This window comes from Myroides sp. ZB35 (assembly GCF_001865835.1).
Classification (GTDB): domain Bacteria; phylum Bacteroidota; class Bacteroidia; order Flavobacteriales; family Flavobacteriaceae; genus Flavobacterium; species Flavobacterium odoratimimum.
The window spans coordinates 1,657,039-1,683,997 of record NZ_CP017769.1 but is presented as its reverse complement, the minus strand read 5'-3'; the positions used below and the strand labels follow the sequence as shown (position 1 = coordinate 1,683,997).

At 33.2% G+C, this 26,959-nt stretch carries 27 protein-coding genes and 3 tRNA genes; 16 read left to right on the top strand and 14 right to left on the bottom strand.

What is annotated here, in order from left to right:
- The first annotated feature begins 85 nt into the window (after window positions 1-85).
- Complete coding sequence (locus BK054_RS07695) at window positions 86-1,276, top strand: hypothetical protein (protein ID WP_058700020.1); 1,191 nt, start codon at window positions 86-88, stop codon at window positions 1,274-1,276.
- A gap of 101 nt (window positions 1,277-1,377) precedes the next feature.
- On the opposite strand, the gene BK054_RS07690 is transcribed toward BK054_RS07695, so the two are convergent.
- From BK054_RS07690 to rbfA, 6 genes are all read right to left on the bottom strand, one after another.
- A complete protein-coding gene (locus BK054_RS07690) occupies window positions 1,378-2,439 on the bottom strand; it encodes a hypothetical protein (RefSeq protein ID WP_006257436.1) in 1,062 nt (353 codons plus the stop codon).
- A gap of 2 nt (window positions 2,440-2,441) precedes the next feature.
- Window positions 2,442-3,518 (bottom strand): hypothetical protein, encoded by a 1,077-nt coding sequence (locus BK054_RS07685; protein ID WP_058699248.1) that lies wholly within the window; start codon window positions 3,516-3,518, stop codon window positions 2,442-2,444.
- A 2-nt stretch (window positions 3,519-3,520) separates the two neighbouring features.
- Window positions 3,521-5,299: an HSP90 family protein gene (locus BK054_RS07680; protein WP_058699247.1), complete on the bottom strand. Its 1,779-nt coding sequence runs from the start codon at window positions 5,297-5,299 to the stop codon at window positions 3,521-3,523.
- Window positions 5,299-7,824, bottom strand: a complete 2,526-nt coding sequence (locus BK054_RS07675) for a tetratricopeptide repeat protein (protein WP_232234351.1) — start codon at window positions 7,822-7,824, stop codon at window positions 5,299-5,301. The genes BK054_RS07680 and BK054_RS07675 overlap by 1 nt, the downstream gene beginning before the upstream one ends.
- A gap of 407 nt (window positions 7,825-8,231) precedes the next feature.
- Entirely contained in the window at window positions 8,232-9,437 is a 1,206-nt protein-coding gene (locus BK054_RS07670) for an ABC transporter permease (RefSeq protein ID WP_006257440.1), read from the bottom strand.
- Between the two features lies 1 nt (window position 9,438).
- Window positions 9,439-9,831, bottom strand: a complete 393-nt coding sequence (gene rbfA / locus BK054_RS07665; RefSeq protein WP_006257441.1) for a 30S ribosome-binding factor RbfA — start codon at window positions 9,829-9,831, stop codon at window positions 9,439-9,441.
- A gap of 70 nt (window positions 9,832-9,901) precedes the next feature.
- Between rbfA and mce the strand changes: the two genes are divergently transcribed.
- The 11 genes from mce (at window position 9,902) to BK054_RS07610 (ending at window position 16,876) form a co-directional block, all read left to right on the top strand.
- Window positions 9,902-10,303, top strand: a complete 402-nt coding sequence (gene mce / locus BK054_RS07660; protein ID WP_006257444.1) for a methylmalonyl-CoA epimerase — start codon at window positions 9,902-9,904, stop codon at window positions 10,301-10,303.
- Between the two features lie 69 nt (window positions 10,304-10,372).
- Window positions 10,373-10,449, top strand: a tRNA-Ile gene (locus BK054_RS07655).
- A gap of 24 nt (window positions 10,450-10,473) precedes the next feature.
- Window positions 10,474-10,547 (top strand) — tRNA-Ile (locus BK054_RS07650).
- Window positions 10,548-10,733: 186 nt separating this feature from the next.
- Window positions 10,734-11,558, top strand: a complete 825-nt coding sequence (locus tag BK054_RS07645) for a hypothetical protein (protein WP_039328812.1) — start codon at window positions 10,734-10,736, stop codon at window positions 11,556-11,558.
- A 91-nt stretch (window positions 11,559-11,649) separates the two neighbouring features.
- A complete protein-coding gene (locus BK054_RS07640; protein ID WP_006260546.1) occupies window positions 11,650-11,937 on the top strand; it encodes a helix-turn-helix transcriptional regulator in 288 nt (95 codons plus the stop codon).
- A 98-nt stretch (window positions 11,938-12,035) separates the two neighbouring features.
- Entirely contained in the window at window positions 12,036-13,277 is a 1,242-nt protein-coding gene (locus tag BK054_RS07635; RefSeq protein WP_006260545.1) for a primase-helicase family protein, read from the top strand.
- A 194-nt stretch (window positions 13,278-13,471) separates the two neighbouring features.
- Window positions 13,472-14,380 (top strand): toprim domain-containing protein, encoded by a 909-nt coding sequence (locus BK054_RS07630; RefSeq protein WP_039328805.1) that lies wholly within the window; start codon window positions 13,472-13,474, stop codon window positions 14,378-14,380.
- 98 nt (window positions 14,381-14,478) lie between these two features.
- On the top strand, window positions 14,479-14,778 hold the full coding sequence (locus BK054_RS07625) for a plasmid mobilization protein (RefSeq protein WP_006257449.1): 300 nt from the start codon (window positions 14,479-14,481) through the stop codon (window positions 14,776-14,778).
- Between the two features lies 1 nt (window position 14,779).
- A complete protein-coding gene (locus tag BK054_RS07620) occupies window positions 14,780-15,706 on the top strand; it encodes a relaxase/mobilization nuclease domain-containing protein (RefSeq protein ID WP_039328804.1) in 927 nt (308 codons plus the stop codon).
- Window positions 15,707-15,708: 2 nt separating this feature from the next.
- On the top strand, window positions 15,709-16,221 hold the full coding sequence (locus BK054_RS07615) for a hypothetical protein (RefSeq protein WP_039328803.1): 513 nt from the start codon (window positions 15,709-15,711) through the stop codon (window positions 16,219-16,221).
- A 184-nt stretch (window positions 16,222-16,405) separates the two neighbouring features.
- On the top strand, window positions 16,406-16,876 hold the full coding sequence (locus BK054_RS07610; protein ID WP_039328801.1) for a RadC family protein: 471 nt from the start codon (window positions 16,406-16,408) through the stop codon (window positions 16,874-16,876).
- A 758-nt stretch (window positions 16,877-17,634) separates the two neighbouring features.
- Here BK054_RS07610 and BK054_RS07605 read toward each other — a convergent pair.
- From BK054_RS07605 to BK054_RS07575, 7 genes are all read right to left on the bottom strand, one after another.
- Window positions 17,635-18,750, bottom strand: coding sequence for a Fic family protein (locus tag BK054_RS07605; RefSeq protein ID WP_039328800.1), 1,116 nt, complete (start codon window positions 18,748-18,750; stop codon window positions 17,635-17,637).
- A gap of 195 nt (window positions 18,751-18,945) precedes the next feature.
- On the bottom strand, window positions 18,946-20,175 hold the full coding sequence (locus tag BK054_RS07600; RefSeq protein WP_006260538.1) for a site-specific integrase: 1,230 nt from the start codon (window positions 20,173-20,175) through the stop codon (window positions 18,946-18,948).
- A gap of 225 nt (window positions 20,176-20,400) precedes the next feature.
- Window positions 20,401-21,216: an energy transducer TonB gene (locus tag BK054_RS07595; protein WP_016650128.1), complete on the bottom strand. Its 816-nt coding sequence runs from the start codon at window positions 21,214-21,216 to the stop codon at window positions 20,401-20,403.
- A gap of 174 nt (window positions 21,217-21,390) precedes the next feature.
- On the bottom strand, window positions 21,391-21,684 hold the full coding sequence (locus tag BK054_RS07590; RefSeq protein ID WP_006262743.1) for a helix-turn-helix domain-containing protein: 294 nt from the start codon (window positions 21,682-21,684) through the stop codon (window positions 21,391-21,393).
- 36 nt (window positions 21,685-21,720) lie between these two features.
- Window positions 21,721-22,179, bottom strand: coding sequence for a hypothetical protein (locus tag BK054_RS07585; RefSeq protein ID WP_006262742.1), 459 nt, complete (start codon window positions 22,177-22,179; stop codon window positions 21,721-21,723).
- 26 nt (window positions 22,180-22,205) lie between these two features.
- Window positions 22,206-22,523, bottom strand: coding sequence for a hypothetical protein (locus BK054_RS07580; protein WP_006262741.1), 318 nt, complete (start codon window positions 22,521-22,523; stop codon window positions 22,206-22,208).
- 666 nt (window positions 22,524-23,189) lie between these two features.
- On the bottom strand, window positions 23,190-23,780 hold the full coding sequence (locus tag BK054_RS07575) for a cytochrome b/b6 domain-containing protein (protein WP_016650126.1): 591 nt from the start codon (window positions 23,778-23,780) through the stop codon (window positions 23,190-23,192).
- Between the two features lie 329 nt (window positions 23,781-24,109).
- On the opposite strand from BK054_RS07575, the gene BK054_RS07570 reads away from it, so the two are divergent.
- The 3 genes from BK054_RS07570 (at window position 24,110) to BK054_RS07560 (ending at window position 25,471) form a co-directional block, all read left to right on the top strand.
- Window positions 24,110-24,838 (top strand): hypothetical protein, encoded by a 729-nt coding sequence (locus BK054_RS07570; protein WP_006257458.1) that lies wholly within the window; start codon window positions 24,110-24,112, stop codon window positions 24,836-24,838.
- A gap of 136 nt (window positions 24,839-24,974) precedes the next feature.
- The gene (locus BK054_RS07565) at window positions 24,975-25,349 is read left to right on the top strand and encodes a DUF983 domain-containing protein (RefSeq protein WP_006257459.1); all 375 of its coding nucleotides are present in this window, start codon (window positions 24,975-24,977) and stop codon (window positions 25,347-25,349) included.
- A gap of 51 nt (window positions 25,350-25,400) precedes the next feature.
- Window positions 25,401-25,471: transfer RNA gene (locus tag BK054_RS07560), tRNA-Trp, on the top strand.
- A gap of 66 nt (window positions 25,472-25,537) precedes the next feature.
- Here BK054_RS07560 and BK054_RS07555 read toward each other — a convergent pair.
- The gene (locus tag BK054_RS07555; RefSeq protein ID WP_006262739.1) at window positions 25,538-26,413 is read right to left on the bottom strand and encodes an AraC family transcriptional regulator; all 876 of its coding nucleotides are present in this window, start codon (window positions 26,411-26,413) and stop codon (window positions 25,538-25,540) included.
- Between the two features lie 246 nt (window positions 26,414-26,659).
- On the opposite strand from BK054_RS07555, the gene BK054_RS07550 reads away from it, so the two are divergent.
- Window positions 26,660-26,953 (top strand): hypothetical protein, encoded by a 294-nt coding sequence (locus BK054_RS07550; protein ID WP_071307198.1) that lies wholly within the window; start codon window positions 26,660-26,662, stop codon window positions 26,951-26,953.
- Window positions 26,954-26,959: the final 6 nt, after the last annotated feature.

The following is a 26,959-nucleotide window of genomic DNA, read 5'->3' as shown; positions in this document are numbered from 1 at the left end:
CCTAAATACGTAGCACTTACAATAATTTTTCATTATTTTGTGAACTTTCTTGAACGTAAATAAACAAGCCTTTTTCACGAATAAAATGATTGCAAAAATTCAACTTAAATTAAATAATGACGTATTGCTTACAGTCATCAAAATGGTTAAGCATACAGATGACTATATTGTAGAGAATGTCACAGACGCATTACTAATAAGCATCAAAGAAGATTTAATCAATAAGTTAGAAGATAAAGCAAAGACCATACAGAAACAAGTTTCTATTCTTGATCATAATAAAAAGCATTCATTAGTATTGAAATACCATGAAGCGTATTCTATGTATAAGCTTTTAGAGGCTGTTCACGAAAAAGAATTATTCAATGATAACCTACATATCAAAAAGATAAAAAGACTTATCTCAGAGCTACATAATAAACTAGACATCTTCGCTAAAGAAGAAGATATCACTATCATAGATGAAGACTTAGTAGAAGATAACCCAATAGAGGTTACAGAGACTAAGCCTGAGAGAATCTTAGTATTAGAAGGTGTAGAAGACGCTCATACAGTAGATCCTAATCAAGTAGAGATCCCTATTCTATTTGATATGACAGATGCTTTTAGTGATCATGAAGAAGAAATAAATATGCCTAACGAGGAATTATCTCATGAAGTAGTATCTACTATGCCTAATACCTTAGAAGAGTTATTCACGCCTTCTGTAGAGGAAGAAATAATCCCTGATAACGAACTCCCTTTAGATCATAATTCTTATCTAGAGAAAGAAATGGATGTGACAGAAGAAACAATAGGTTCTACAGAGGAATCTAATACAACATCTGAAACATTCCCTACTCAAGAAACGATCTACAGTACAGAGGAAGACTTATTCATGACGAGTATACCAGAAAGTCAACCTAAATTAGATTGGGAGAGAATTACTACAGAAGACCCTTCACCATCTTCAGAGAAAAAGAATACAGTAGAACAAGTAACCTTTAGTGACCCTAAATACAACGAGTTATTTAATATTGCTAAAACTGGTATAAATGTAGATGAACAAGATCTTATCAATCACGAACCTATCATCTCGTCACAGCCAGAACAAGAAATGAATACCCTGCTTACTGAAGAAGAGGACATTCCATATAGTCAAGATGTTATGCAAATAGAAATATTTGATGTAGAAATGATCGAGGTTGAACCTAGTGAACAAAAAGAAAAGAAAGAGAAGAAAAAAGAAAAGAAAATAGTCAAAGCTGAACAAGACGGACAGATTAGCCTATTCTAACGATACAGCCACTCTCAAAAAGAGTGGCTTTTTTTGTATAAAAAAAGCAAGACCTCATATTCTGAAGTCTTGCTGTAAATATCTAAAGTCAATAAGCACGTTTAGTTTAATGCCTTATCTACTTCTTGTATAAAATTAGTATTGTGATTGCGTTGATCAAATCTGTTGGCATAATCATAAGCCGTATCCTTAAAGTAAGTATACAAATCAGATAGCTTATACACACCTGACTCTTGATAGTAAGGTAATAGTGGAGATAAACTTAATGTCACTTCTCCTTCCCCTTTCATCAACGGAGCCATTGCCTTAGCAAAATTATAGATATGTATATCTTCTGCTCCTAACTGCCACTCACAGATACGAGAGAAGAAGCTCCACATCTCAGGGTGCTTTGTCTTTGCCATATACGACACTAACTCTCCCATAGAGTATCCTACAGAACTATCGTATTGATCATGTGCGTGATATTCTTCTAATGCTTTATCGAAGTAGATAGAAGCTCTATCATCACCCGCATCGTACAACTTATTAGCGAAACTACAGAAAGTCTGGAATGGCATTGAATAACACGTCAACTTCTTATTGATCAAGTCTTGCGCCTTTACTAATGATTCATCTATATGACCTAGATCCAATAAAGTCTCTACTTTAGTATCTAACTCACAAGCAGGACAGTTCGCCATATCGTCTAAGATCTCTTCATCTGCCAAGCGAATATACTCTTGTGCTAACTTATAATCTCTTAGATGCAATGCATATCCAGTCATTACATTATAATATGCTCTATCACTATATCCGTTCTTTGTAAGACGTCTTCTTAGGTCATCCCCTATTTCTTTAATTTGCTCTAAAGAAATAGAAGCATTGCGGTAAGCAGAACAAAACATCCACTTATACTCCCATAAGAACTCTGACTCGTCAAAATAATCTTCGTTAGAATCACTTGCATTAAGTATCCAGGCAAAAGCAGGAAAACTCTCCTCACACTTAGAGGTATTTCTCTCTTTTTGAATTAAAGTCAATCTTAAATCAAACCCCCAGTCTAAATCATTGTGCTTATCTGCAAGGGCAATAGCCTCTTTTAATGCCTTTACTTTATCACTAAAACTAGGTAACTCTTCTACCTTTAATAAGATCTTCTGTATTTCTAAATTATAATTCATAATTATACTTTTATTCCATTCATCATTTTTAACTCTTTGTACTCCTTAGAACAAAAATCTGAGCCATTGCGCGAGTCAAACTGTAGTCCTAATCTAGTCGCTATATTGTCATAATACTCGTATAACTGTGTCAAATCATACTTGCCGTTAGGCTCATAATATGACAACCTTGGGGAAAGGTCTAACGCTATCACGCCTCCTTGAGCACATATTAAAGCTGCATGTCTACTCAACATAAACTGCAAGTCATCTTCTGCATCTATCTCCCAATCAGCAATACGCTCAAAAGTAGACCACATCACACTATCTTTTAGTAAATACATAGCATACATCAGACGTGTCATACTGTATAGCATAGAACTGTTTACTTCCCTTAATGTTTCAAAAGAAGCCTTTGCTTTTTCTAAATAAATAGACGCTCTTACATCCTCAACCTTCGCCATACAATAAGCCATCGCACAATAGGTCTCAAAAGGCAAAGCAAAATCACTTAACTTTTTTAACTCCACCTGCTCCATTAGCACAATAGCCTCATCAAACCTTCCCATTAAAACCAAATTCTCTATGCGATAATCATACTCCATTATCTCTATATTCTCATCGTCATAAGGTTCTTGCATCGCTAGTTTAATGTATTCTTCGCCTTTCGCATAATCACCTATATTCTGCACATACTCCGCCATAGTGAAGTAATATCCTCTTTTGCTGATATGGTTGCGCTCTAATCTTGCATACAGATCATCCGCTACTGCTAGAATCTGTTCTGTAGACAGTGAAGCATTACTATATGCAGAGCACAACATCCACTCATATTCTAACAAGAACTCTGACTCGTGAAAACGCTCAGGGTATCGATCACAGACATCTAGAATCCAAGCAAAAGCCAATACACTTTCTGTACATCCAGAAGTAGCGCGTTCTTCGTGTATTAAACTATAACGCAACTCTACGCCCCAGTCTAAATCATTGTGCTTATCTGCAATCTGAATACCTTGACGAATGAAACTTAAACACAGTTCTTGATCATCTAGGTTTTCATCAATAGCCAATAACAGCTTTTGTATTTCTAACCGATACATACTTAAAATTTAGGTAAGAAATTAGACATTCCTAAGATCATAAACTGATATAGAGCATCGTTGAAGGTATCCATTTCTCTTTTATTAATAGTATACCCTCCTAGCATAAGAGCCTGTACATAAAGCACATTAATTAAAGCTTCAAACAACTCATCATCATCGATAAGCATTACTTTCTCTACTAACTCACTCTGTTGATTAAAACACAGTGTCGGCATTACTTCCTCTTTCTTTTTAAAATGCTGTAACGTACTTGCAAAAGGATTAGACGTCTGAGACAGACTCTGAATGTTTTTAGAAGTCAGAGCATCCTCATTAGCGATATATATTGCTGTCGTATCTTTTGGTTCAAATCTCTTCACCTCTGCTCTACAGAAATGTCTCTTTAATATCTTATTCGCTTTATCTATAAAGTTCTCTATACGTTGACTATCTTCTATTGCATCTTCGAATTCTTCTAGAATATCATTAGGTGCGATACGTTCTAACTTTAACTCTGCATGAGAGCGTTTAAGCTTTTCTATTAGATCCGTTTCATAGCTATACGCTGCATTAATCACTAACTTATTCTGAGAACCTGCTATACGACGTATTTGTCTATAATCATCTAGAGAAGGTGTATAGTATATATTCTTATAAGTCTCTTTAATCTCTCCGAAAGCCATCATTCCCTGATTTGTCTCAAAAGGAAGGTAATCTTCGAACATAGTCATAATCTCGTTATCAGATGCCGCCAATGCCTTAATAAACATATGGTGAATACTAATAATCTTCTCTAGAATCTCAGGATTAGTAATAGAAAGAGTCTTTAAGTAATCTTTAAAACACTCACTTAACTCCTTTTTAGACTCTTGTAAGACCGCATTATTCATTAATGACTCTCTAGAAGCTGTAGGTTGTAACGCATTCGAATTAAAAATACAACGCACAAAAGAAGTCCACTCAGGCAACAGATTAGTAGCCTGGTCACATAGATACATCTTTTTCAGAAATATTTTATGTTCTTTAGTAGCTGTAGTATTCACCTTATTCGGGATAATATAAGCTACTCCTTGTATCTCACCTGCTTCAGAATATAGTCTAAACACGTCTAAAAACTTCGTTTTAAACACTTCCTTACCATACTCTAATAACTGTTCTTTTGAACTTTCATTATCTAACCAAACAGGATTACCATCTAAGCATTGTTCTACTTCTCCTTTTTCGATTAGGTTCACTTCTATAGGCAATGCGCTACCATAAAACAGCACATTCTGTTTCACCTCATCACGCTTAAACAGACTACGCCAAGCTTTCTTTGCATCTAAGATTACCTTAGTACCCACTTCATCTAATAGAGGGATCATTTCTACTTCATACGTACCGTCAGCTCTACCTGTCCATCTTACAGACTCGTCTTTATATAGCGAACGCGATTCTACGACAATAGCTTCACTCACTACTAAACATGATAACAACCCAATACCGAACTTACCAATTAAGTCTTTATCAGCTAGTTCTCCACGTTTAGAGCTTTGCCCGATAACAGATAAGAACTGATGCACATCATCTTGTGTAAGCCCTACTCCATTATCCTGAAAGATTAAACGATCTCCTTCAAAGGTGATATTGATCTTTCCCTTAAAGCTTTCATCGATGCCTTTTCGGACTGTCACCGCATCCATACCATTCTGTAGAAGTTCTCTGACGAATACTGTTGGAGAGCTATATATATGCTCTGACAACAGTTCTATCATTCCCTTCATATTCACTTGAAACTGAAATTGTTTCTGATTTTCCATTATCTTCTTCTTTTACGAGGACCTCCTACTATCTTCTGTGCATCTTCATTGCCATTCTCTGCAGCCTGTTGATACCATTCCATAGCAGAGTCATCACTCTGAGGAACCCCCTCTCCTTTTAAATAACAGTTAGCTAACTCGTATTGTGCCATATCAAAACCTGCTTCAGCAGCCTGAATCAAATAACTCACACCATATTCAGGATCTTTCTCTGCACCATCCCCTTTCACTAACATTAACCCTACATAACTAGCAGCATCCATATTACCTCTATCAGCTACTTGCTTTAAGTAATGGAATGCTTCTACTAGATCTCTCTCAGTACCATTACCATAGAAATAACATAATCCTAGACGGAAAATAGCAGAATCATACTGTCTATCAGCAGCCAATTTATAATAGTGGAATGCCTTAACCTCATCTACCTCTACTCCTAATCCGAATTGGTAACAAATACCAAGTCCTTCAGAAATATAGTTTCTCTCTTCTGCTGCGATATAGTATTCAAAGGCTTTATCATACTCCTTCTCTTCACCATACCCATATAGATAATAATCCCCTAATGACAACATCCCTAGAGGAGAACCACTCTCTACTGATTTTTCAAACCATTCTTTACCTAGTTCTACATTTGTTTCTGCTAAATATCCATAAGAGTAATAAACTCCTACTTTATACTGTGCATAGTTAAACCCTGCCTCTGCACCAACTATCATATATTCAAAAGCCTTTTCATAATCAGGCTCTCCACCGTTAATACCTTCTTCATAGAACAGAGCGATATCAACATTAGCATCTACAAAACCTAACTCTAATGCTTTAGAAAATAACTCAAATGATTTCTCTTGGTTCTCCTCACCTCCAGTACCATATCTATAACAGCGAGCTAAGTGATACACACCCTCAGCCATATCTTGTTCTGCAGCTAACTCGAAGTGAGCTCTTGCTTTAGCATAATCAGGTTCTCCTACACTACCTTCTTCATAGATAAACCCAAGACGAATAGCCGCATAAGTATACCCTTCATTCAGCGCATCTTCATATAAGCGAGCTGCCTCAGCGACATCCTGCTCTATACCTTCTCCTCTCTCTAATAGCATTGCTAACTCTACCTTACAGTAATTAGAGTTAAAGTATTCTATCCCTCTTTGGTAGTAGCTAACTGCTTTCTCTAGATTAGGTTCTCCAGCATACCCAAAACGGTGATAACGACCCGCTAATTCTAATCCTGATAAGTTATTTCGCTCAGCTGCTAACTCGAATAGATATAACGCCTTTTCATAATCTGCCTCTTCTTCAAAATCAGCATTCTGATACGCTAGTCCTAATCGATAAGGAGCATAATCATTACCTGCTGCCATAGCTTGCTCTAACATTGCTTTTCCTCCTTCTACATCGCGCTCTACCTCTTCGAAGTCTAATAAAACAAAACCTTTTTCAGACATTGCTCTATCGTATTTATACTCAACTCCTCTATCTAAGAACTCCATCCCTTTAGCAATATCTTTAAAATCTTCATTATACAAGTAGATAATAGCTAGCTCTAGTGTAGCCTCACTAGAATAGTAAGCAATAGCTTTCTTGAACATTTCAATACCCGCTTCTTGCTTAGCTTCTAGTCCTTCTGTTCTAGGATAGAAGTAAGAATACCCTAGTACATATCCTGCATGTGTGATACCATAGTCATAAGCATCTGCTAGTAACTCTCTACCTTGCTCTTCTGTATAACCTAATTCTTCAAAACGACCATTACAAGCCATCATTCCTAACAAGTACTTACAGTAAGCACTATTATTCGCAATACCATCTTTTAAAGCAGCTTCAGCACTAACGTTATCATCTTCTCTTAGATAATAATCAGCTAAGATATAAAGCCCTCTTTTCTTCACATTGATTAGTTCAGAGAACTTCTCTACCACAGCTTTACCTTCTTCTCCTGAAGTACATCCTCTAAACTCAATGTTTAACAAAAACAGATTAGCGATATTTGCTCTCTCTCCATCTACAGCCATTTTTAGAATTGTTACTGCTCCCTCTTCATCTTTCTCATACCCTTGTGTACCATAATACATAGCATATCCTACATAACATTTACACAAGTCATCTCCTAATTCCACACCTTTCTTTAGATAGCCTACAGCTCTTTCTTCATCTCTAAATCCGTATCTAGAGTTAATGAATAATTCATATTGATATGCATAAGCATGTTTATATCCTCTATCTATAAATATGTCATTCAATGCCTTCACATCTGTAAACCAGTCTGCATAATCCTCATCACTAAGACTCATACTACTATGAAGACAGTTAGAGTCCTCATTCAGCTGATCATACAGCTTCTCCAGCACCTCATTATTCTTACCTATTTGTTCAGCCAGCATACAGATTGCATGCGCTTTATACCACTCATGTGGATTGCTGTAATCATTCTTATTTAAAAACTCTTCAGCATGTGCTGTAATAGACACACTGTCATTTGCAAATTCTCTAACGTAATTTAAATATTCCATAGTAAACTGTTTCATAACTACCTTGTAAACAAGCTGATTTTTTTAGTTCTTTTTCATTTTATAGCAAATGTAGGAAAATGGCAATTAATACATGAAATAGTAAATTCCTAAATCACACACATACCACCCTCAAACAGTTAATTAAAATACTACCAATATTTCAAAAAAACATGCTTTTTACTTAAAAATAACAGAAAAAAAAGAAAAAAAGACTCTTTTAGAAAAACACTCACAAATAGTAGAAGAAGTTAGTTATAAAGTACACATACTGTAATTTAAAAACAGCTTACACTCACCCTATCAAAACATTAGCACCGTAATTAAGTCAATAAATAAGTAAAAAAATCAAATAAAGAATAGGCAAAAACCGTTCGACTAACTTTCGAACTAACAATTTCCTTCTAAAGAGGAAGGCAAATAAATTATAATTTTAAATAACTATTATTTACTCTTGACGAAGAAACAAGAGAGGCTAACAAACCTAGCACAATAATAGATACGAGTACAACGAAGATATTTACCCAGTTAAAAGCAACTGGATAAGCAAGTCCTTCTCGGATAGAAATAAACCCAAAAGCAACTTGTAACGAAACAACAATACCACCTAACACCAATCCTATCACACTCCCTAACACACAGATAATTAATCCTTGGAATAAAAATATCTTGCGCAGGTCGCTCACAGGTACACCTATTTGGTTCAGCGTTTTAATATTAGGCTGTTTTTCAAGAATGATCATAATCATAGACCCTACTAATGTAAACAGAGCCATAATCACCACCAATACGAATATCAGATAAACAACTAGATTCTCCATATTCAACATACGGTACAATCCATCGTTTAGCTGTGTTTTATTTTTTACGATATACTCTTCACCGAGTACCTCCTTAATCTTCTGAATAGCTTTACCTTCAGATACTCCTTCAGCAATAGCCAGCTCTAGATTAGTCACCTCAGTAGTAGGTATATTCAGTAGTGCACGTGCATTATCTATATCGACGAACACATACTTATTATCTAGATCATCATTACCTAGTACATATACTCCTGTAGGATTTAAATGTCTTTTAATAAAAGCATCCTCAGGATTTTCGATAGTTCCTTTACCAGGTTTTAACGCCAATGCTTCAAAGGCATTCTCTGTATCGAACAGTCCCATAGATAATAAGTGAGACATACCCACTCCCACTACTGCATCATCCGTATCAGGTTCTAGCCAACTACCATACTCTACCTTTTCGTCAAAGTCCGTCACATTAACGAAGTCTGAGTCAATCCCTTTAATCATAGAGACTGCCTGCTTATCCTTAAACGAAAACAACAAGCGATCCTCTACTACCTTAGCTACACCCTTAAAATAACCTGACTCTTCTAAATCCAGAATCTGTCTGTCTTCGACTACAAAGCTTTTACCCTTTGGGGTAAAAACTTTTAAATCTGGATCTAAATCATCAACGAAAGAAAGACTATACGCTTTTAACCCACTGAATACCGATAACACGATAAACATAGCCATAGCACTCACCACAATACCTACAGAAGATATTGTCGTAATAACATTAATTGCCTTGCTTTTACTTTTACTAAAGGCATAACGTTTCGCTATGTATAGGGAAAACTTCAATCTATTTTTTCTTTCTCTTTTCTAATAAGTCAGGATTAGCGATAGGGTTTTCATCACCCGTAAGCGCTTTGTCGATTTGATCGATATACTCTAAGCTATCATCCACGTAGAACAGTAAGTCTGGCACCTTTCTCATTTGGTGTTTTACTCGCTGTGCTAATTCGTGTTTAATTAACGGAGCATTAGATTTTATCCCTTTAAGTAGCTCTTCACCTTTATCGATAGGGAAGATACTTAAGTACACTCTCGCTACTGATAAATCACTTGTTATATTCACTTTAGAAACCGAAATAACTAAGTTAGTTATCCCGTTCTTACGCACCTCACCTTGCAAGATATCCACGATATCTTTTTGCAATAAGGCTCCCATCTTCTTTTGTCTATTAGTTTCCATGATGCAAAAATACAATTTTTTGAATAGCAAACTTTTTTATCTTTGTTTATATAACCCAAAACACTAAGAAATGCGAAAAATAGAACACATCGGAATAGCTGTAAAAGACTTAGAAGCGTCTAATGCCTTATTCGAAAAACTATTCGGTGCTCCAGCTTATAAGGAAGAAGCTGTAGAAAGCGAAGGAGTAAAAACTTCTTTCTTTATGAATGGCCCTAATAAGATAGAGCTATTAGAAGCAACTAACCCTGATAGCCCTATCGCCAAATTCTTAGAAAAAAAAGGAGAAGGCATCCATCATATCGCTTTTGATGTAGAAGATATAGAAGCTGAGATGAAAAGATTAGCAGCAGAAGGATTCACATTATTAAACGAAATTCCTAAAAAAGGAGCTGATAATAAATTAGTTGCCTTTTTACACCCAAAAACAACCAATGGGGTGCTTATAGAATTATGTCAAGAAATTAAATAATTTCTTTTAAAACTCTTGCATGAACCAATAAAAAACCATAATATTGCACCCGTTAAACACGTTTTAACTGGTCCTATAACTCAGCTGGTTAGAGTAGCTGACTCATAATCAGCAAGTCCCTGGTTCGAGCCCAGGTGGGACCACCACGAAATTTTTCGCTCAAAATGAGCGGTCCTATAACTCAGCTGGTTAGAGTAACTGACTCATAATCAGTAAGTCCCTGGTTCGAGCCCAGGTGGGACCACTAAAATTTCAGAGAAGCATCTATTGTAAAATAGGTGCTTTTTTTTTGCCCTTTTTTCACCTTTTTTTTCATCAGTACAACAAAAGTACAACAATTTGTTTTACCCTATAAAGATAGTAAAGTTTTCATTTTCTTGCAGTTAGTTATATTTTTAGTACTTTTATTACTAACCAACAACAAGACACTATGAATACTATTATTGAAACTCCGTTTTTTTTCTTTCACCAGAAGCTTGAAAAGCTAAAATCTGTAACTCTTTCCAAGAAGTTCACTTACATAATTGCCGCATTATTACCAATAATATCCCTAGTAACATCTACTTTTCAATTACCATATTTTTATAGTATATCTAAATGGTATATCCTTTTGCCTTTAACAGCATTGATTTGCTCTATATTATTATTAAGTGCTGCAATTAATTTTCACAAAGGGCAGAACATATTTTTAATCAGTCATCTAAGTTTGATATATAAAGAATCTTTTAAATCATTTAAAAATTCTAAAGAGTATCTACTAATATCTCCTTCTAAAAAAACAATTACAATTAATATCACTACTCCTTCTAAAAAGAAACAGGAGCAAAAGAAAGACAATGTATTTGTTTTTAGCACAGCACATCAGGCTATCATTAAAGAAACTTTGTATGAATTAAAGAAAGAAGTTATTAATGATGACACAACAATGGAAGATTTTAAAAGAGTTATAGAATCTTGTATTAGTAAAAAAACAGATAATCCTGATTCTTCTATTAAGTTAGAACTTCAGTCTCAACATTGTGCCATGTTCTTAGAAGCTTTCTTTATACCATTTGTACATTTATTTACTTTACACAAAACCACACTAAAAGAAAGTTGTCGCTACTTTAAATATGCAACTGTAGAAGATTATTCAGCTATAAACTATGATTCAATAAATAAAAAGGGCAGAAAGTTAATTACAAATGCTCATAAAGAAACTTATGCTAAAATCTTAGAAAATGTAAAAAGTCAGTTATCTAAAAAACTGTCCTAAGACTAAAATTAAATGTCAGTTAACTGACAAACAACCATTTCAAGTAGCTTCATTGCAATAGTTTAGCGTCATAATTCAAAAAACATTTATTATGACAACGCTAAAAATCATTCAAGAGCTTAACGAGATCAAGCTAATGATTACTAAAGGTAATCAGTTTCAAAAAGAAATCTTTACTATTAAAGATTTGATGGCTTATACTGGCTTTTCAGACAGTACTATTCATAAGTTAACTTCTAAAAACTTAATCCCTCATCACAAACCTACCAATGGCACCTTATTCTTTGACCGCCTTGAGATAGTTGAGTGGATTAAACAATATAGAGTCTTTACCGACCAAGAAGTTCTATCACAATTTTCAAAACAGTTAAAAAAATAAAAGCATTGATAGCCCTACTATCAATGCTTAAATAACTATTTCTATAACAAAAGAAAACAGTAGTAAATATAACTACTTCTTTCTGAAAATTTTTTGATATGAATACAACTGCAACAGAATATATTCGAATAGGAACAGAGTACTATGCGATAAGAAAGAAGAACGTCAACGGTAAAGAAATCATTGTTGAACGTAAACTGTGGAGAAAGTCTGAAATCATCACTGACTTTGGAAAGGATATCATCAAAGAGTTACCTAAATTCTTTGGTTATAAATGTGAACCTAATCACATTCATTACACTCATTTTATAGGAGATTACTTTAATTCCTACTCTCCTATTCTATATAACATTGACACTACTTCTGAACTTTCATTAAATTCACTTAAAGAACAGATACCTATTACTTATTATTTTCTACAACACATCTTTGGAAATCAATATCTACTTGCAATAGATTATTTTAAAATTCTATTATTCTATCCAGAACAAATATTGCCAATTATAGTGCTTGTATCTAGGAATCGTGAAACAGGAAAAACCACATTTTTAAATTGGATAAAAGAAATCTTTGATAAAAATGCTGTTTTTGTAAAGGCAAATGCATTTACAGAAAAATTCAATAGTGAGATGGATAGTAAACTTCTCTTATTAATAGAAGAAGTAAAATCTGAGAACAAAGATATTGTTGAAGCAATCAAATACATTTCAACGGCTATGTATCAATCAATTGAATACAAAGGCCAAGAAAAAGTTGAGCAGAAGTCTTTTCTTAAGATTATCATGACAAGTAATCACGAGCATAATTTTCTAAAGATAGATAAAGAAGAAACAAGGTTTTGGGTTATTAAAGTCCCTCCGATAAGAAAGAGATCTACTGAATTTTTCACCAAACTCATTCAGGAGATTCCTATTTTCTTAAACTATCTCTATAGAGTTCCTTTCACGACTGAAAAGAAAACCCGAATGTGGTTTACTCCAGAGACTCTACACACAGAAGCCTTACATAAACTAAAACACGATGTAGATCTTCAAAACAAAAACCTGGTGCTTGACATACTTGATATTATTTTCAATGAATTTGATATGGATCAAATAGACACCACTCCTTCTGATATTAATGCTCTTCTGAATTATTATAACAGAGGTCATAATATCACAATGAGAGAGATACAAACAATACTTGAAAACATAGCTTTAGTTAGATCAACTAACTCAAATAATTATGAACGAGTCAAGATAGAGGATAGTACTTTAAAACGGACTATTCACAAGGGTAAATATTACAGGATTTCAAAAGAAACACTTTTAAATCAGATGACAGATGAAATAAATAACTAATAAACTATTTACCAATAACTTAAGTATTAATAAATCATAAACTGATTGTCATCTACGATTCATCTGCGCTCATCTAAAGAAAGTAATTCACTATTAGTACAATTATGATCAGATGATCAGATGACAACTAAATGACATACAGATATTACTTTAAACACTATAAATCAATAACATACAATTAAACAACCCAAATTATGAATACTCAAGAAGCAAAAAACATATCGATTATTTCTATTTTAGATAGCCTTGGTATAAAACCAACTAAAATCAATGATAAACAAGCCTGGTACCATTCTCCTTTTAGAGCAGAAAACACCCCTTCGTTTAGTGTTAGTGTAACTAAAAATGTATTCTATGACTTTGGTGATAGTACATATAAAGGAAATGTAATTGACTTTGTAATGCTATATTACAAATGTGATATAAAAGAAGCTCTAAAAATCTTAGCAAACAATTCTTTTTCTGTTCACCAGCAACTTTTTAATCCACAGGTTAATCAAGATGAGAAAGATTATGAGATTACAGCCATTAAACCTCTGAGAAATAAATACCTTATATATTACATCAAGCAAAGAGGCTTATGCATTAAAACAACTCAAAGGTATTGTAAGGAAATACATTATATCCTTAAAGATAAAGCTTATTATGCAATAGGCTTTCAAAATGAACTTGATGGAGTAGAACTCAGAAACAAATATGTTCAAATGTGCTTTGGCTCCAAGTATCCTACCTATATAAATAATGATTCATCTACCGTATTTTTATTTGAAGCCTTTATCGACTTTTTATCCTTTATAACTCTTAAACCTAATTTAGAACATAGGTTTGATTACATCATTTTAAACTCCGTTAACACTTTAGAAAGTACCCTTATTCAATCCTCGAACAAGTTTTTATATAAAACCTTAGACGATTCAGAAACATTTGAATCTAAATATAAAACCATAGTTGCTTGTTTTGACAATGATACTGCTGGAGATAAAGCAACTGAGAAATTAATTGCAGCATTTCCATTAATTACAAAAGATGCAAGAGCTAAATATAAAGATTACAAGGATGTCAATGATTATTTACTGAGTATTAACCGCGATAAACTGACGTGAGAATCATCGAGATGTGTCTTTGTCCTTACAAATTGAAAATTTGAACCGGAACAAAGACCACTCGTTTTTCTCCCGAAGGTCGCAAAATTGCTAAGACAATGAAAAGAGAACACAAGATAGAATTTAGAGTTACCCTTACTGAATCTCTGCTTATAAAAAACAAAGCAAAGAAAATTGGTTGTAGCGTTTCTGAATATTTACGAAGTACTGCCCTGGGATATTCTGTAAGTTATAAACTAACTCAAGATGAAATTGAAACTTACAAACTACTAAACAAATTTGCTGATAACTTTAGAAGAATAGGTAACCTTTTTAAACTTGGAGATACCACTAAGGTAAAAGAATCCACCATTGAAACAGCAAACTTAATTAGAGCTCACCTTGAAAAACTAAAGTAATATGATAGCTAAAGCAAAAACATGTATTGGAGGAGCAGCACTTTTTAATTATGTAATTAATCCAAACAAAGGTTATGAACTTGCTAGAAACAATCTTTCGGGGGAAACTCCGAAAGATATGTATCAAACCATGCAGATTCTACAAAATCAAAACACTCGCTGTAAAAACAATACAATCTCCGTTGTTATATCTCCTACTATTGAAGATAGTAGAAAAATGACAGACCAAGATTTAGAAAATCTCGTAAAAGATTTTTTAGTTGGTTTAAAATTAAATCCCAAAGACGCGCAATACATCGCTTACTTACATACTGAAAAAGAGCACAAACACATTCACATTTTGATTAACCGTATTGATGAGAATGGAAAAGCACTAAAAGATAACTATATCGGATTTCAAGCACAGAGTATCGCTCACGAAATAGCCCTAAAATACAATTGGACTTCAATAAGACAAGAAAATATAAATAGAAAAGAGCTTTTAAAAACTAATCAGAAACAGACAGCTGAAATAATAAAAAAGGCTCATTATTTTGTTTTAAAAGAGCGTCCTAAAAACTTAGATCAGTACATCAATATGATGCTAGCACATCAAATAGAAGTAAAACCAACTGTAAACAAACAAGGTAATATTCAAGGCTATAGATTTATTCATTTACCAACCAACACGAACCTAAAAGCAAGTGAGGTTGATCGGAATTTAAAACTGAATGAACTCTTTGAAAATAACATACCAAAACCAAATAATGATTTATTTCATACTGTACTATATAAAGACCAAGACAAACAAATCTGTTTTGAAAATTGGAATACAAATACAGTAAGTCTATTTAGTTTTTTAAACGCTTATGGAAATTACTATGAGGATTATATGCCTGATATAACTAAAAAGAAAAAACGAAAACAAACACAAACATTAAATCTTTAACTATGGCAAAGAAACAACCTACACTCACAGAACTCACTGAGTTACTATTTCAGCAGGTAGTTCACTTGCAAGAAAAACTCAAGCAAAATATTACTCTGCAAACTCAGCTTTCAAACAGGATAAATAATATTGAAGTAAAAGTAAATGTGTCTGAATTACACAAAATTGAGTCAAATAATAGACAAAGATTACAAGATGATTTCACTGCATTTCAGTCCACACTTTATGATACTAAAGAAGACCTTTTAAAAATATATAGGGCTATTAGTCATAAGAAGATGTTCTACATCATAGCCCTTAATATTTTTCTTTTACTCACAAGTGGTTTATCAATTTACGTTGCGATTAAAAAATCAATTCATTACTCTGATTATAATCAGTTAATAGAAAATAATAAGAAATCGAATCTTGAATTAATGTATCTGAATCAGTTCTTTAAAGAGAATCCAAAGAACTTTGAGGTATATAAAAAGTGGAAAATCTCTTCTGAAAATAACACAAAAAAGCCTTTATAGTACATTGATTTTTAGTTTTATTTTTTATTAATAATTACACAAAGTTAGGCAATGCCTCGCGGTTCGCTAGCAAGAAAACCCCCATAAATGCTTGACTAAAGTCTTCGCTTTATTGCGCCCGTTTCTTGCGCTTGCTAAGCCATTACCAACTGTGGCTCCATAATTAATTTAAAAATTTAATATTATGGAAACTACAGTTTTAAACAAAGATTGGCTTATCGCTTCAGAAGTAGAATTAATTTACAAATCAAAAGTAAAGGCTTCAAAGAGACCTCAAATTACATCTTCTTATAGTGCATATCAAATAGCATTAAAGGCTTGGGATGGTAATAAGATTGAATTATTAGAACAGTTTAAAGTTCTTATGCTTTCTAACAACAATAAAGTACTTGGAGTATTAGAAGCTTCAACGGGAGGAATAACCGCAACAATAGTAGATTTAAGAATTATTTTCTCAGCTTTACTAAAGGCTAATGCTACAGCTTTTATAATTATTCACAATCATCCATCTGGAAAGTTAGATCCAAGTGATGCTGATAGACAAATTACAAGAAAAATAAAAGAAGCAAGTAAGATACTTGATATTACTCTTTTAGATCACTTAATTATAACCGAAGAGAGTTACTACTCCTTTGCAGACGAAGGCACCTTATAGGTGTCTTTGTTTTTTTATATATTCTTAATTACTCTAGTTTTCACTTTTGTATTTGACTCAAATGAATTTTACTTAGAAGCTAAAAATCCCCTTTATCAAATAACCATCAAATAAAAAAACAACTGATTTTAAGTAGTTTAACTTTTAAAACTAGGTTTGTATCAAATAACCATCAAATAAAAACTGTACCTCAAACCGAACAAGATACCTGCAAGATAAAGCAAATATAAAGAGGTATATAACCTTAGTGTATTACAAAAAAAGTTAAAAGAGCAAACAGTATATATATTTCTTTTTTAGGCCATTTAATTACACAATTTAAAAAAACGCCAAAAGTTCACTACTTTCATACAAATCAGTTTGATTACAAAAAGTAGCACTTTTATGTAAGCAAAAAATATTGATTACAATTTTTGAAGACTAACTACTTTGATTACAAAAAACAGCACTTTTATGTAAGCAAAAAATATTGATTACAATTTTTGAAGACTAACTACTTTGATTACAAAAAATAGCACTTTTATGTAAGCAAAAAATATTGATTACAATTTTTGAAGACTAACTACTTTGATTACAAAAAACAGCACTTTTATGTAAGCAAAAAATATTGATTACAATTTTTGAAGACTAACTACTTTGATTACAAAAAACAGCACTTTTATGTAAGCAAAAAATATTGATTACAATTTTTGAAGGCTAACTAGTTTGATTACAAAAAACAGTACTTTTATGTAAACAAAAAATATTGATTACAATTTTTATACTCTAACTAATTTCATTAAAGGTTCAAAAGAATACATCGCAGCTCTACGCCCTGATGATTCTTCTCTTAAAACTAAATAGCCATTATCAACTAATTTTTTAATCATTAGTACTGCTGTTGCATTCGGGATCTTTGTTGTACTAACAAATTTATTATTTCTAAATACTGGATAAGTAAATATAAAATCAAGTATCTCTATATTCCATTTTGAAGATAGTAACTCAGAGAATTCAGTTTTTGTAGTTTCGTACAAACTCTTTATACTCTCAGCTATTTCTAAATTTTTAATCGCTTGATTTTCTACTGCTTTTAAGAAAAAAAGAATCCATTCATTCCAATCCTTTGTTTTGGAAACATTACGCATTTGTTCTATATATTCATCTTTATTTTCTTCAAAATATCCACTAATATAAAAATGAGGTTCTGAAAGAATTTTTTCTCTCCATAAGTTCAGCGTAATTAACATTCTTCCAATTCTTCCATTTCCATCTTTAAAAGGATGCAATGCTTCAAACTCCAAATGCATAATAGCAGTTTTAATTAACGGAGGAAAATCACTATTTTCTAGAAACTTAAAAAGCTGCTCTAATCCATCAACTAGATTTTCAGGCCTAATAGGAATAAACTGAATTTCTCTTTTTAACCTATCTGCCAAATAATTTTGTTCTTTCTTAAATTCACCAGGAGATTTATTTGCTCCTCTACCTAAATATAACAACTGTTGATGCATTTGCTTAAGAAAGCTTAATGAAAAATCATAGCCACTTTCAAGTGCACTTTGAGCATTTTTCAAAGCACGTTGGTATAAGATAGTTTCTATTACATCGGTTTTAGCAGTAGTGATATCCTCACCTTCATGATCAGCCTCATATTGAAGTATCTCATCCATTGTGCTAATTGTACCTTCAATTCTAGAAGATATTACCGCCTCCTGATTTCTTAAAGGAGCTAATAAAATTTCAGTGTTATGTAGGTTTTTTAACATTTGATCAAAACGTGCCAATGCATCAGTAGCCCTCACTAATTCTTGAATAAAAAGAGTATAATCAATACTCTTTGGAGGAAAAACACCATAATGATAATCTACCGCTTTCTCTAAATTATAATCCATACATTTTTATTTTGATTACAAAAATACAAATAAAAACAAAAACAAAGATGTTTGATTACATAAATATAGATATTATTGTAATCAAAATATTTTTTATTAAATTATAATGTAAAACAGAAACAGATAAATCTCTATTAAAAATCAAATAAGCTTCCCTCTTTACAAAACACGTTTTATCAGTCCCCACAAACATAGTTAAAACAAATTCTCAAATGCCTGATCAAGCTCTTCTCTATTAAAATCCTCTACATAAGCTTCAGTAGTTTTAATAGATTGGTGCCCAAAGGCCTGTTTAAGCATATATAAGTTCACCCCTTTTTTTAATGATAGAGTAGCGAAAGTATGACGAGCTGTATAAAAGGTAATCTTTGTTTTAATCCCACATTCCTTTGCAATGATATTTAACTGCTTATTATAATAATCCCTAACACTACTTTTTCGTGCTCTTAGTTCTTCTTTAGTATATAGGCTTAGATCTTTATCCAGGATTGAAAAGATGTAATCTGTATCAAATGGCCTATAGATTCTGAAATAGTTTAAGATAGTATCCAAGTCTTTATTCTCTGGTATCTTTACATTAATAGCCACGCCTGTTTTATTTCGGATATAACTAAAACGATTAGAATTTATATCATCCCATTTTAATTCAGCGATATCAGTAAAGTTCATTCCTCGACAAAAGAAACTAAATAAATAAGTATACAACACCTTAGCTCCTTCAGTATTTTCTGAAAAGTCATAATCAAGTAGCAGCTGTAACTCTTCTTTTGTAAGCGCTTTTTTTATCTTGGTAGATTTCAACTTAGAAATCACATAGTCTCTAAATGGATAATTCTCCAAAGATGCTATTTTTGATTTAATAGCAGAATTATAAATAGCACGTATATTACGCATATATATACCTATTCCTCCATTTGTACAGCCTCTTGATCTTAAGTCTGCTTCAAAGGCTACTAAAAAAGAATAATCAATTTGTGAAAACTCATATTTGATCACCCCAGGCTTAAAACGTTTTAAAGCCTTTAATGAATCATTATATGAACTTGCTGAACTAACTTGACCTGCTTCTTTGAATTGCTCAATCCTATTTTGAAAAAAAGCAACAAATTTTACAATCTCAACCTTCTCTGGTCGAAGTAGAGAATCAAATACTTCAAGTGTAAATTCTTTTTCTTGTTCAATCATCAAATCCAATACTTTTGACGCATCTTGTTTGAGCGTACTTAATATTCTATTGGCTTGTAAAAAATTCGGGAACTTAGAGGTAAACTCCCCCACTTTTGCATTCCAAAATTTAGGTGCAGTACTGTAAGGTGTTTTATAGAATTTAGACCTCCTATTAATAGTAACTCTAAGATTAATTGGGTAAGTTCCATCACTTAATTTTGTCTTTTTTAATACAATTTTTAAACTCGTTTTCATCATAAATAATTTTAAAGTACAACATACGTACAACAAATCGGTACTTATCGTGCAAATAGATGAAACAAAAATATTTTAAAAATTTTACAACTAACTAAAAATCAGTTAGTTTGAAACAAAATGCAATTAAATACAACATTCATTTCTCCGGCTCATAATCAGCAAGTCCCTGGTTCGAGCCCAGGTGGGACCACAAAATAACCCCTCATTACCTTGGTAGTGAGGGGTTTATTTTTTTATGTCTATTCCTATCAACATATAGATATCATGTTTTACAGGTGTACCATTCACCCTAGTCGGAAGCCATGTAGCTAGAGACTGCACCATCTTGGTCAATTCCTGAGTACTGAGCTCTATCTCTTCCACTAAATTGGTAAGTATAATATTGCTCAACTCTCCTGACTCATCTATAGATATATCTAGTCTTAATGCATACTCTCTTCCTGCTACATAATACTTAGTCTTCATAAACGCCTCTCTAAAGAGCTGCTTAAAACTATCCGTACCACACTCTGCCATTGCATGGCTTATATATCCATACCCACTCTCATCCGCTAATTCACGCCATCTCATAGGCACCTCTGTCTTGCGCATTATAATCGGTAAAGTGAATCGACTGCGTACTTTATTATTATTCTGTATAGCAGGCTTCCACCTATTCACAGTACTCATCGTGCGCGCAGCCTCTGCCCCTAAGCCATAGCCAGGATCACGTACAACCATAATATCAGAGAAACTCCCATCTGCCTCTACCACAAACTGAAGAATACACTGAAATGCCCTCTGCCTATCTAGACCTTCTATCGCCTCCTGTGATATCATAAAACGATTTGTAAACTCATATTCAAAACTGCCCATACCCCTTACAGGTGAAGCTCTCACCTGTACAGCTACATAAACATAGTTCGGATCCTGTTGCGGATTATTAGGCACAGTATTAGACTTAGACACTTCCGGGATTATGACCTCTGTTGTTGTATTCTTTTGAGCATACCCCATACAACTAAGACATAAGACACTTATTATCCATATTATATTCCTCATAAGCAATATTTTTTATACAGAGAATTACAAATAGCATAAAACTCTTCACTAATCTACTTAAATACTTCTAAAATACCACATTGACATTAACATTTTACTCCTCTACAATTATATACCTACTAGGTATAAAACATTATGTTTCTACCCTATCCCTAAACAATACTCTCTACCTATTTAATTACGACTATCTATAGAAAAGCTCATCTTCAGTCCTAACTCATTAATTACTTTCAACAAAGTACCTATCTTCACATCTACAGTGTCACTTTCTATTCTCTTAACTTGTGCTTTAGACACTCCTGCTAGACGAGCAAGTTCTTTCTTGGTCAAGCCTTTTGCTTTGCGCAACTCACTTACCTTCATTCCAAGCCTCCCTATTTCTACTCGTACCTCAAAAAGATCGCGCTCTTTAGTACCCTTTTTACCTATATGCTCATCTATGATTTGATCTAATGGAAATGTTTTCATCTAGTTCAGAAATTAAATTTATATACTTTTATTACTCTATTTTTTAAGCTCAGCCAATACTGCCACTTTACCTAATACTGTATCTCCCCATTCCACATCATCTATATCCACTATGATGGTATTAAATCCATACTTCTCTCCTTCTCGTTGTACACCTGGAGAATCATCTACATGAATATCTATCTCAAACTCAGAAGGTAGCTTAGACACACTTTTGCTCTTACTTCCTAATATTTTTTCATGTAGCTGTTGATTGATGATATAGTCTATAGATATTCCATAGCACCAAAACATCAATCTTATTTTAAAGGCGCTCCTATAAGATGTAGTATAGACATAAATCTTATGTCCATTATTTCTCAGCTCTTTAAACAACGCTATAGTACCTAATCTTACCCTTTCCACACCGAGTATCTTTGCCCATATAGGTTCTACTTCTAAGGGGAACCTCATATTCGATATCATAGTATCGTCTAGATCAAATGATATTATCATTGGTTTTCTTTCTACATATTAATATTCTACCCATAACACATTATCGCAGTCGAATGACTAAAAGTCACCTCATAATACTTAACTACACCACTAGATACTACCTTCAGATATAGCTTCTTAAATACCATATTTTCAGCATGCATCCTACCAATGTTTAAGAACATCGGATCTCTGAAGTTATCATTATAATCCTTGAGTATAAACTCATCAAACTCTTTAATAGTAAGTGGTTGTATACTTTGTATAGCAGGTGATATAAGTACCTCTTTCACTATCGTAAATTCATAAACATCTATCTTATCACCTTGCTGACGTTTAAAGCTCCATACCTCAGCAGAATCCATCACTTAAAACTCTCCAAGCCCTTTCTCATTGATATCTATCACCATCGGTTGTTTTATAATAGACTTCGCTTGTACACTTACTACAGAAAGAATGAATATCAAAAAAAATATAAATCTTCTCATACTATATTAATTAGTAAGCAATTTAAGAAATTCTCTATTACAGCAATCTTTTAATTACTACATACCAAAAAATTAAAGCTTATAAACCAACACACCACTTTTGAATTCGATTATTATCAATACAATAAGAATGTTTCTCTTGCACTTTCTAGGGGTTTGCTAGGAGATTCCTTGGACTTTCCTTGCCCAAAAGGCGTTTTTGTCGAAGAAAGGTGCAAGAAACCCTCAAGCAATCCCCTAGCAAGTCTGAACAAAACTATTTTTAATACATCCATAAATATGGATAAGAAATAAAGTTACTACATGATTCTTTTTAAATACGGCATCCCTTATCTACACTAGAAAACTTATTTTCTATTTAAGTTTTGTTCGGGGATGGTTCGGGTCATGTTCGGTAATCCTTCGGTAAAAGGGGTGCTTTCCCGAACAAAATCAAAACAAACCAATGATTTAGAATTATAAAAAAAGCATCTGTAAGACTACAGATGCTCTTCAACAAAACACATTTACACTAACCTAATATATCATTAGACAACCCTATATCTACAGGTCATACTTACTCTTTCCATTGATCATACGAGAGACTATTCCGTTCTCTGAACTCAGCTCAGCGAATAGTACTCCGATAAAATGGATAACTAAATATGTCACGAAGTAATATATAGAGCCAAAATGAATACTCTTTATTTCATTATTATAAGCTGTCTCGATATCTAATGCTAAGACGACTCCAGATACTACAGAGATAACCACACAGACATAGAACACTAAGTATATAACTGCTCTAATACGTGTATTAAGTGTAATTCCTCTCTTAAACGGATCTAAGAACGGTACTCTACCCATCATCCCTAGTATGATTCTCACGAATACTAATCCCATCAAGGTATAACCCAAGTAGACATGCCACTCCCACATAGGAGCACGTAACCGCTTAGCGAGTACGATGGCTTTCTCTTTAGTCATATTAACCTCCTGAGAAGTGCTGTACTCCATAATGATCTCACTCATGCCTTCTTTATTCAGCCAAGTATAACGCAGCAGTATAGTGATAAGCATACCTAGCATCACGAATGCTATACTCCAATGCAAAACCCGAAATGCCAAGCTATAGCACTCTCCTCTCATTCTCATTTTAATATTTTTAATAAAATTAAATTACCAAATATGTTAATTTAAAATAATTATAATAATCAAATATAGAAATAACAATCAATAACTTCTAAACAAAAGTGAACATAATTTGAAAAAAGTAAAAAAATAAGTTTTCTATACAATATCAAATAATCCAAAACGTTATATAATCAGCTAATAGAATGCAGAAAAAATGGATTAACTCTATTATGTCTATTTTTTAAAGTATGTTTGTTAGTCTGCAATAATTTTTTGAAATAAAATATTAATATTTATCTTAAATTTGCAGAGTGAAAAACAAATTGTTATTGAATCAAAAATAAATTGGAATGAAAAAGATATTACTCTTGTTTGTAATACTAATGTCAATTAGTACTTCTTATGGTCAACGAAAATCTAAAAAACAGGAAGAACCTGTGAAGAAGATTGAGTACCTAGACATTGTTCAAATTCTATCAAATAAAGATGAGCTTAAATTAACTCAAAAACAGGTAGGAGCCTTGACAATCAAAAATGAATACATTAAGCGTGACTTACAGAATCTGAATTCTAAAACAAAGATGCAGGAGGTAGAAAAGAACATGCACCAACGTCAATTATTCGCTGGTTATGACAACTTCGTAAATAGAACACTGAATGAAGACCAATTAGAAAGTTGGAATGTAATTAAAAAAGAAATAGCTGCTAGTGAAGAAGAGAGCACGGATCTAAAAACGGAGATGGCTGCACTAGACTCAGCTTATAAAGCAGAACTAAAAGAAGTATACAGAAAGTACAGCAAAGATCGTAAACTGTACTACGCGAGTAGAAATGTAGTGAGAAAACAATACGATGCAGATAAACTTCGTATCTACAAAAAATACAACCAAGCTGTAGAAGAAGAAGGTGAAGAGGGAGATAAAGTATTAACATTAGAAGAAATCGCGAACTTATATAAAGAATACGACGATTACTACAATGAACCGACACAAGCGAATCCATTAGAATACTTAGATGTAAAAGAAGAATATTCTAATGAGACAGAAGAAATAACATCAGAAGAAGAAGGAGAGTATTAATCTCCTTCTTTTTTTTGTATTATTTAAATACATTAAAGTACTTTAACAGCCAAAATGTCCGAATACTACCAAAATACAAGTATATTAAGCGCAAAGCTTTCAGTTTTTTTAAGTTACTTTGCATAAAAAATAAATTATGTCTTATATCAGCAAAGTTATTAGTGGAAAATGCCCTAACTGTGGTAAAGAGCACATATTCCATGACAAAGGAAATCCGATTACATTTAAGATGCCGAAAATGACGAAAGAGTGTGGATCTTGTGGATATAACTTCCATAGAGAAACAGGATTTTATTTTGGGGCTATGTATATGAGTTATGCACTTACAGTTGCTGAAATGGTAACGGTGATGGTGCTTCGTCTTATCATCAATCACTTATTTGATTTGAATATCACGATGTTACACGCCTTTATTGCAATTGTCTTTGTAATCTTTATTCTGTGGACATTTAACTATCGCTTATCTCGAATCATGTGGTTAAATTTATTTTATAAAAAAGATGAGCAATAGTCTAGGTTTATTAAAATAAAAGTTATTATATTTGCGCCACCTAACAGAGAAACGGGTGTAGTTCAAGGGTAGAATAGCGGTCTCCAAAACCGTTGATGGGGGTTCGAATCCCTCCACCCGTGCAGCGTAAAAAAAGCTCCTTAATATTTACATTAAGGAGCTTTTTATTTTTATATCATTCTCTTATTTTACACATACTTTTTAAGGAACTCTTTCGGAGAGATACCAGTTCTCTTTTTAAACACCTTAGAGAAGTAAGAATAATCATCGTATCCTAGCATCATAGCGATCTCACTAAAGCTTTTGCCTGTATAGATAAGCATACGCTTAGCCTCTAAGACGATTCTGTCTATAATGATATCGGTAGTAGTCTTATCTAATAACGTCTTGCACACGCGATTTAAATGCTTTTGTGTCATATTCATCCATTCTGCATATACCGCAGCCGACTTCTCCGTGCGAAAGTTCTTTTCTAATAGGTTCTCGAAGTGATGTAGATGTTGATTATACTGCAAGTTTGGTACAGCACTAAAGGAGTTCCCTTCTAGTAGCTGTCTATTGCATTCTATATAGAAGAGTGAAGCTAGATTCACGAGAGAGAAGTTCTTCTTCCAGTTGGGCTGGCTTACCTCATCCGTCATTCTCTTCATTAGATTCTCCACTAATACGCTACTCTCTTCATTTAGTAAAAAACCGTTCGGGTAATACGCTGATCTAAATACAGGATACTCGCGTATCGTCTCTCGGACAAAGAATAAATCAAAATACTCTTGAGTGTGAAAAAAGATATAACCATCTATATCCTCTGATAAGATCCAACTATGCGTCTGCCCAGGTGCTAGCATGAATACCATACCAGGCTGTATCTCATAGCTCTGAAAGTCTATCTCGTGGGTACCACTCCCCTTGGTAAAAATCATACAAACATAGAAATCATGTCGATGTGGTTTTTCCACATGATCGTGATTTGTGATAAGGTGTTGTGGTATCGTATTGGCATAAAAATCAGCTCCTTTAACCTCCTCAGTCAAATCTCGCATTTGTAAAATAGTAATATCTTTCATCAATCTAATATATGGTCAAACAAAAATAGTATTTTTAGTTTACACTAAATAATTCTTATGCTAATGGCTTATGTCCTAGCTACTGTTCTACACTATCTATTTAAAAGACAAATAGTCTCTATAATACGCTAGTACACACTTGATCAAGAACTAAGCGTGAATATTATCCAAAAAGTCTACTGTACAACAAACAAAGTTTTGAGTAAACTTTACTATCTTTAGCACTCGTTAAAATAAATAATTGTTATGAAATATATTCTACCTATTCTTATGGTATTAGGGCTAGCCTCATGTGGAGGTGGCGAAACTAAAAAAACAGATCTTGAGACTATCGATAAACAATCTGCAAGAGAAGTAACGATCAAGTCTGTAGTAGCAGGAGATAGTATCCTACATATCACAAGTCAAAAAATATGGGCGAATAGTCAACTAGTAACACAAAAAACGGACACAATCAAAACAGCAAAAGAAGTAAGCGCATGGGGAGATACTAAACCTACTTCTCTAGTAAAAGTGCCGATTTATGTAACTGTAGAATAATAATAT

Coding starts and splice junctions, on each gene's coding strand:
- BK054_RS07550 (WP_071307198.1), top strand. CDS start 26,660: ATGAAATATATTCTACCTATTCTTATGGTATTAGGGCTAGCCTCATGT.
- mce (WP_006257444.1), top strand. CDS start 9,902: ATGCGAAAAATAGAACACATCGGAATAGCTGTAAAAGACTTAGAAGCG.
- BK054_RS07680 (WP_058699247.1), bottom strand. CDS start 5,299: ATGGAAAATCAGAAACAATTTCAGTTTCAAGTGAATATGAAGGGAATG.
- BK054_RS07620 (WP_039328804.1), top strand. CDS start 14,780: ATGATAGCTAAAGCAAAAACATGTATTGGAGGAGCAGCACTTTTTAAT.
- BK054_RS07605 (WP_039328800.1), bottom strand. CDS start 18,750: ATGGATTATAATTTAGAGAAAGCGGTAGATTATCATTATGGTGTTTTT.
- BK054_RS07580 (WP_006262741.1), bottom strand. CDS start 22,523: ATGGATTCTGCTGAGGTATGGAGCTTTAAACGTCAGCAAGGTGATAAG.
- BK054_RS07600 (WP_006260538.1), bottom strand. CDS start 20,175: ATGATGAAAACGAGTTTAAAAATTGTATTAAAAAAGACAAAATTAAGT.
- BK054_RS07590 (WP_006262743.1), bottom strand. CDS start 21,684: ATGAAAACATTTCCATTAGATCAAATCATAGATGAGCATATAGGTAAA.
- BK054_RS07610 (WP_039328801.1), top strand. CDS start 16,406: ATGGAAACTACAGTTTTAAACAAAGATTGGCTTATCGCTTCAGAAGTA.
- BK054_RS07615 (WP_039328803.1), top strand. CDS start 15,709: ATGGCAAAGAAACAACCTACACTCACAGAACTCACTGAGTTACTATTT.
- BK054_RS07555 (WP_006262739.1), bottom strand. CDS start 26,413: ATGAAAGATATTACTATTTTACAAATGCGAGATTTGACTGAGGAGGTT.
- BK054_RS07630 (WP_039328805.1), top strand. CDS start 13,472: ATGAATACTCAAGAAGCAAAAAACATATCGATTATTTCTATTTTAGAT.
- BK054_RS07640 (WP_006260546.1), top strand. CDS start 11,650: ATGACAACGCTAAAAATCATTCAAGAGCTTAACGAGATCAAGCTAATG.
- BK054_RS07695 (WP_058700020.1), top strand. CDS start 86: ATGATTGCAAAAATTCAACTTAAATTAAATAATGACGTATTGCTTACA.
- BK054_RS07585 (WP_006262742.1), bottom strand. CDS start 22,179: ATGATAATATCATTTGATCTAGACGATACTATGATATCGAATATGAGG.
- BK054_RS07645 (WP_039328812.1), top strand. CDS start 10,734: ATGAATACTATTATTGAAACTCCGTTTTTTTTCTTTCACCAGAAGCTT.
- BK054_RS07575 (WP_016650126.1), bottom strand. CDS start 23,780: ATGAGAATGAGAGGAGAGTGCTATAGCTTGGCATTTCGGGTTTTGCAT.
- rbfA (WP_006257441.1), bottom strand. CDS start 9,831: ATGGAAACTAATAGACAAAAGAAGATGGGAGCCTTATTGCAAAAAGAT.
- BK054_RS07685 (WP_058699248.1), bottom strand. CDS start 3,518: ATGTATCGGTTAGAAATACAAAAGCTGTTATTGGCTATTGATGAAAAC.
- BK054_RS07595 (WP_016650128.1), bottom strand. CDS start 21,216: ATGAGGAATATAATATGGATAATAAGTGTCTTATGTCTTAGTTGTATG.
- BK054_RS07625 (WP_006257449.1), top strand. CDS start 14,479: ATGAAAAGAGAACACAAGATAGAATTTAGAGTTACCCTTACTGAATCT.
- BK054_RS07570 (WP_006257458.1), top strand. CDS start 24,110: ATGAAAAAGATATTACTCTTGTTTGTAATACTAATGTCAATTAGTACT.
- BK054_RS07675 (WP_232234351.1), bottom strand. CDS start 7,824: ATGAAACAGTTTACTATGGAATATTTAAATTACGTTAGAGAATTTGCA.
- BK054_RS07635 (WP_006260545.1), top strand. CDS start 12,036: ATGAATACAACTGCAACAGAATATATTCGAATAGGAACAGAGTACTAT.
- BK054_RS07690 (WP_006257436.1), bottom strand. CDS start 2,439: ATGAATTATAATTTAGAAATACAGAAGATCTTATTAAAGGTAGAAGAG.
- BK054_RS07565 (WP_006257459.1), top strand. CDS start 24,975: ATGTCTTATATCAGCAAAGTTATTAGTGGAAAATGCCCTAACTGTGGT.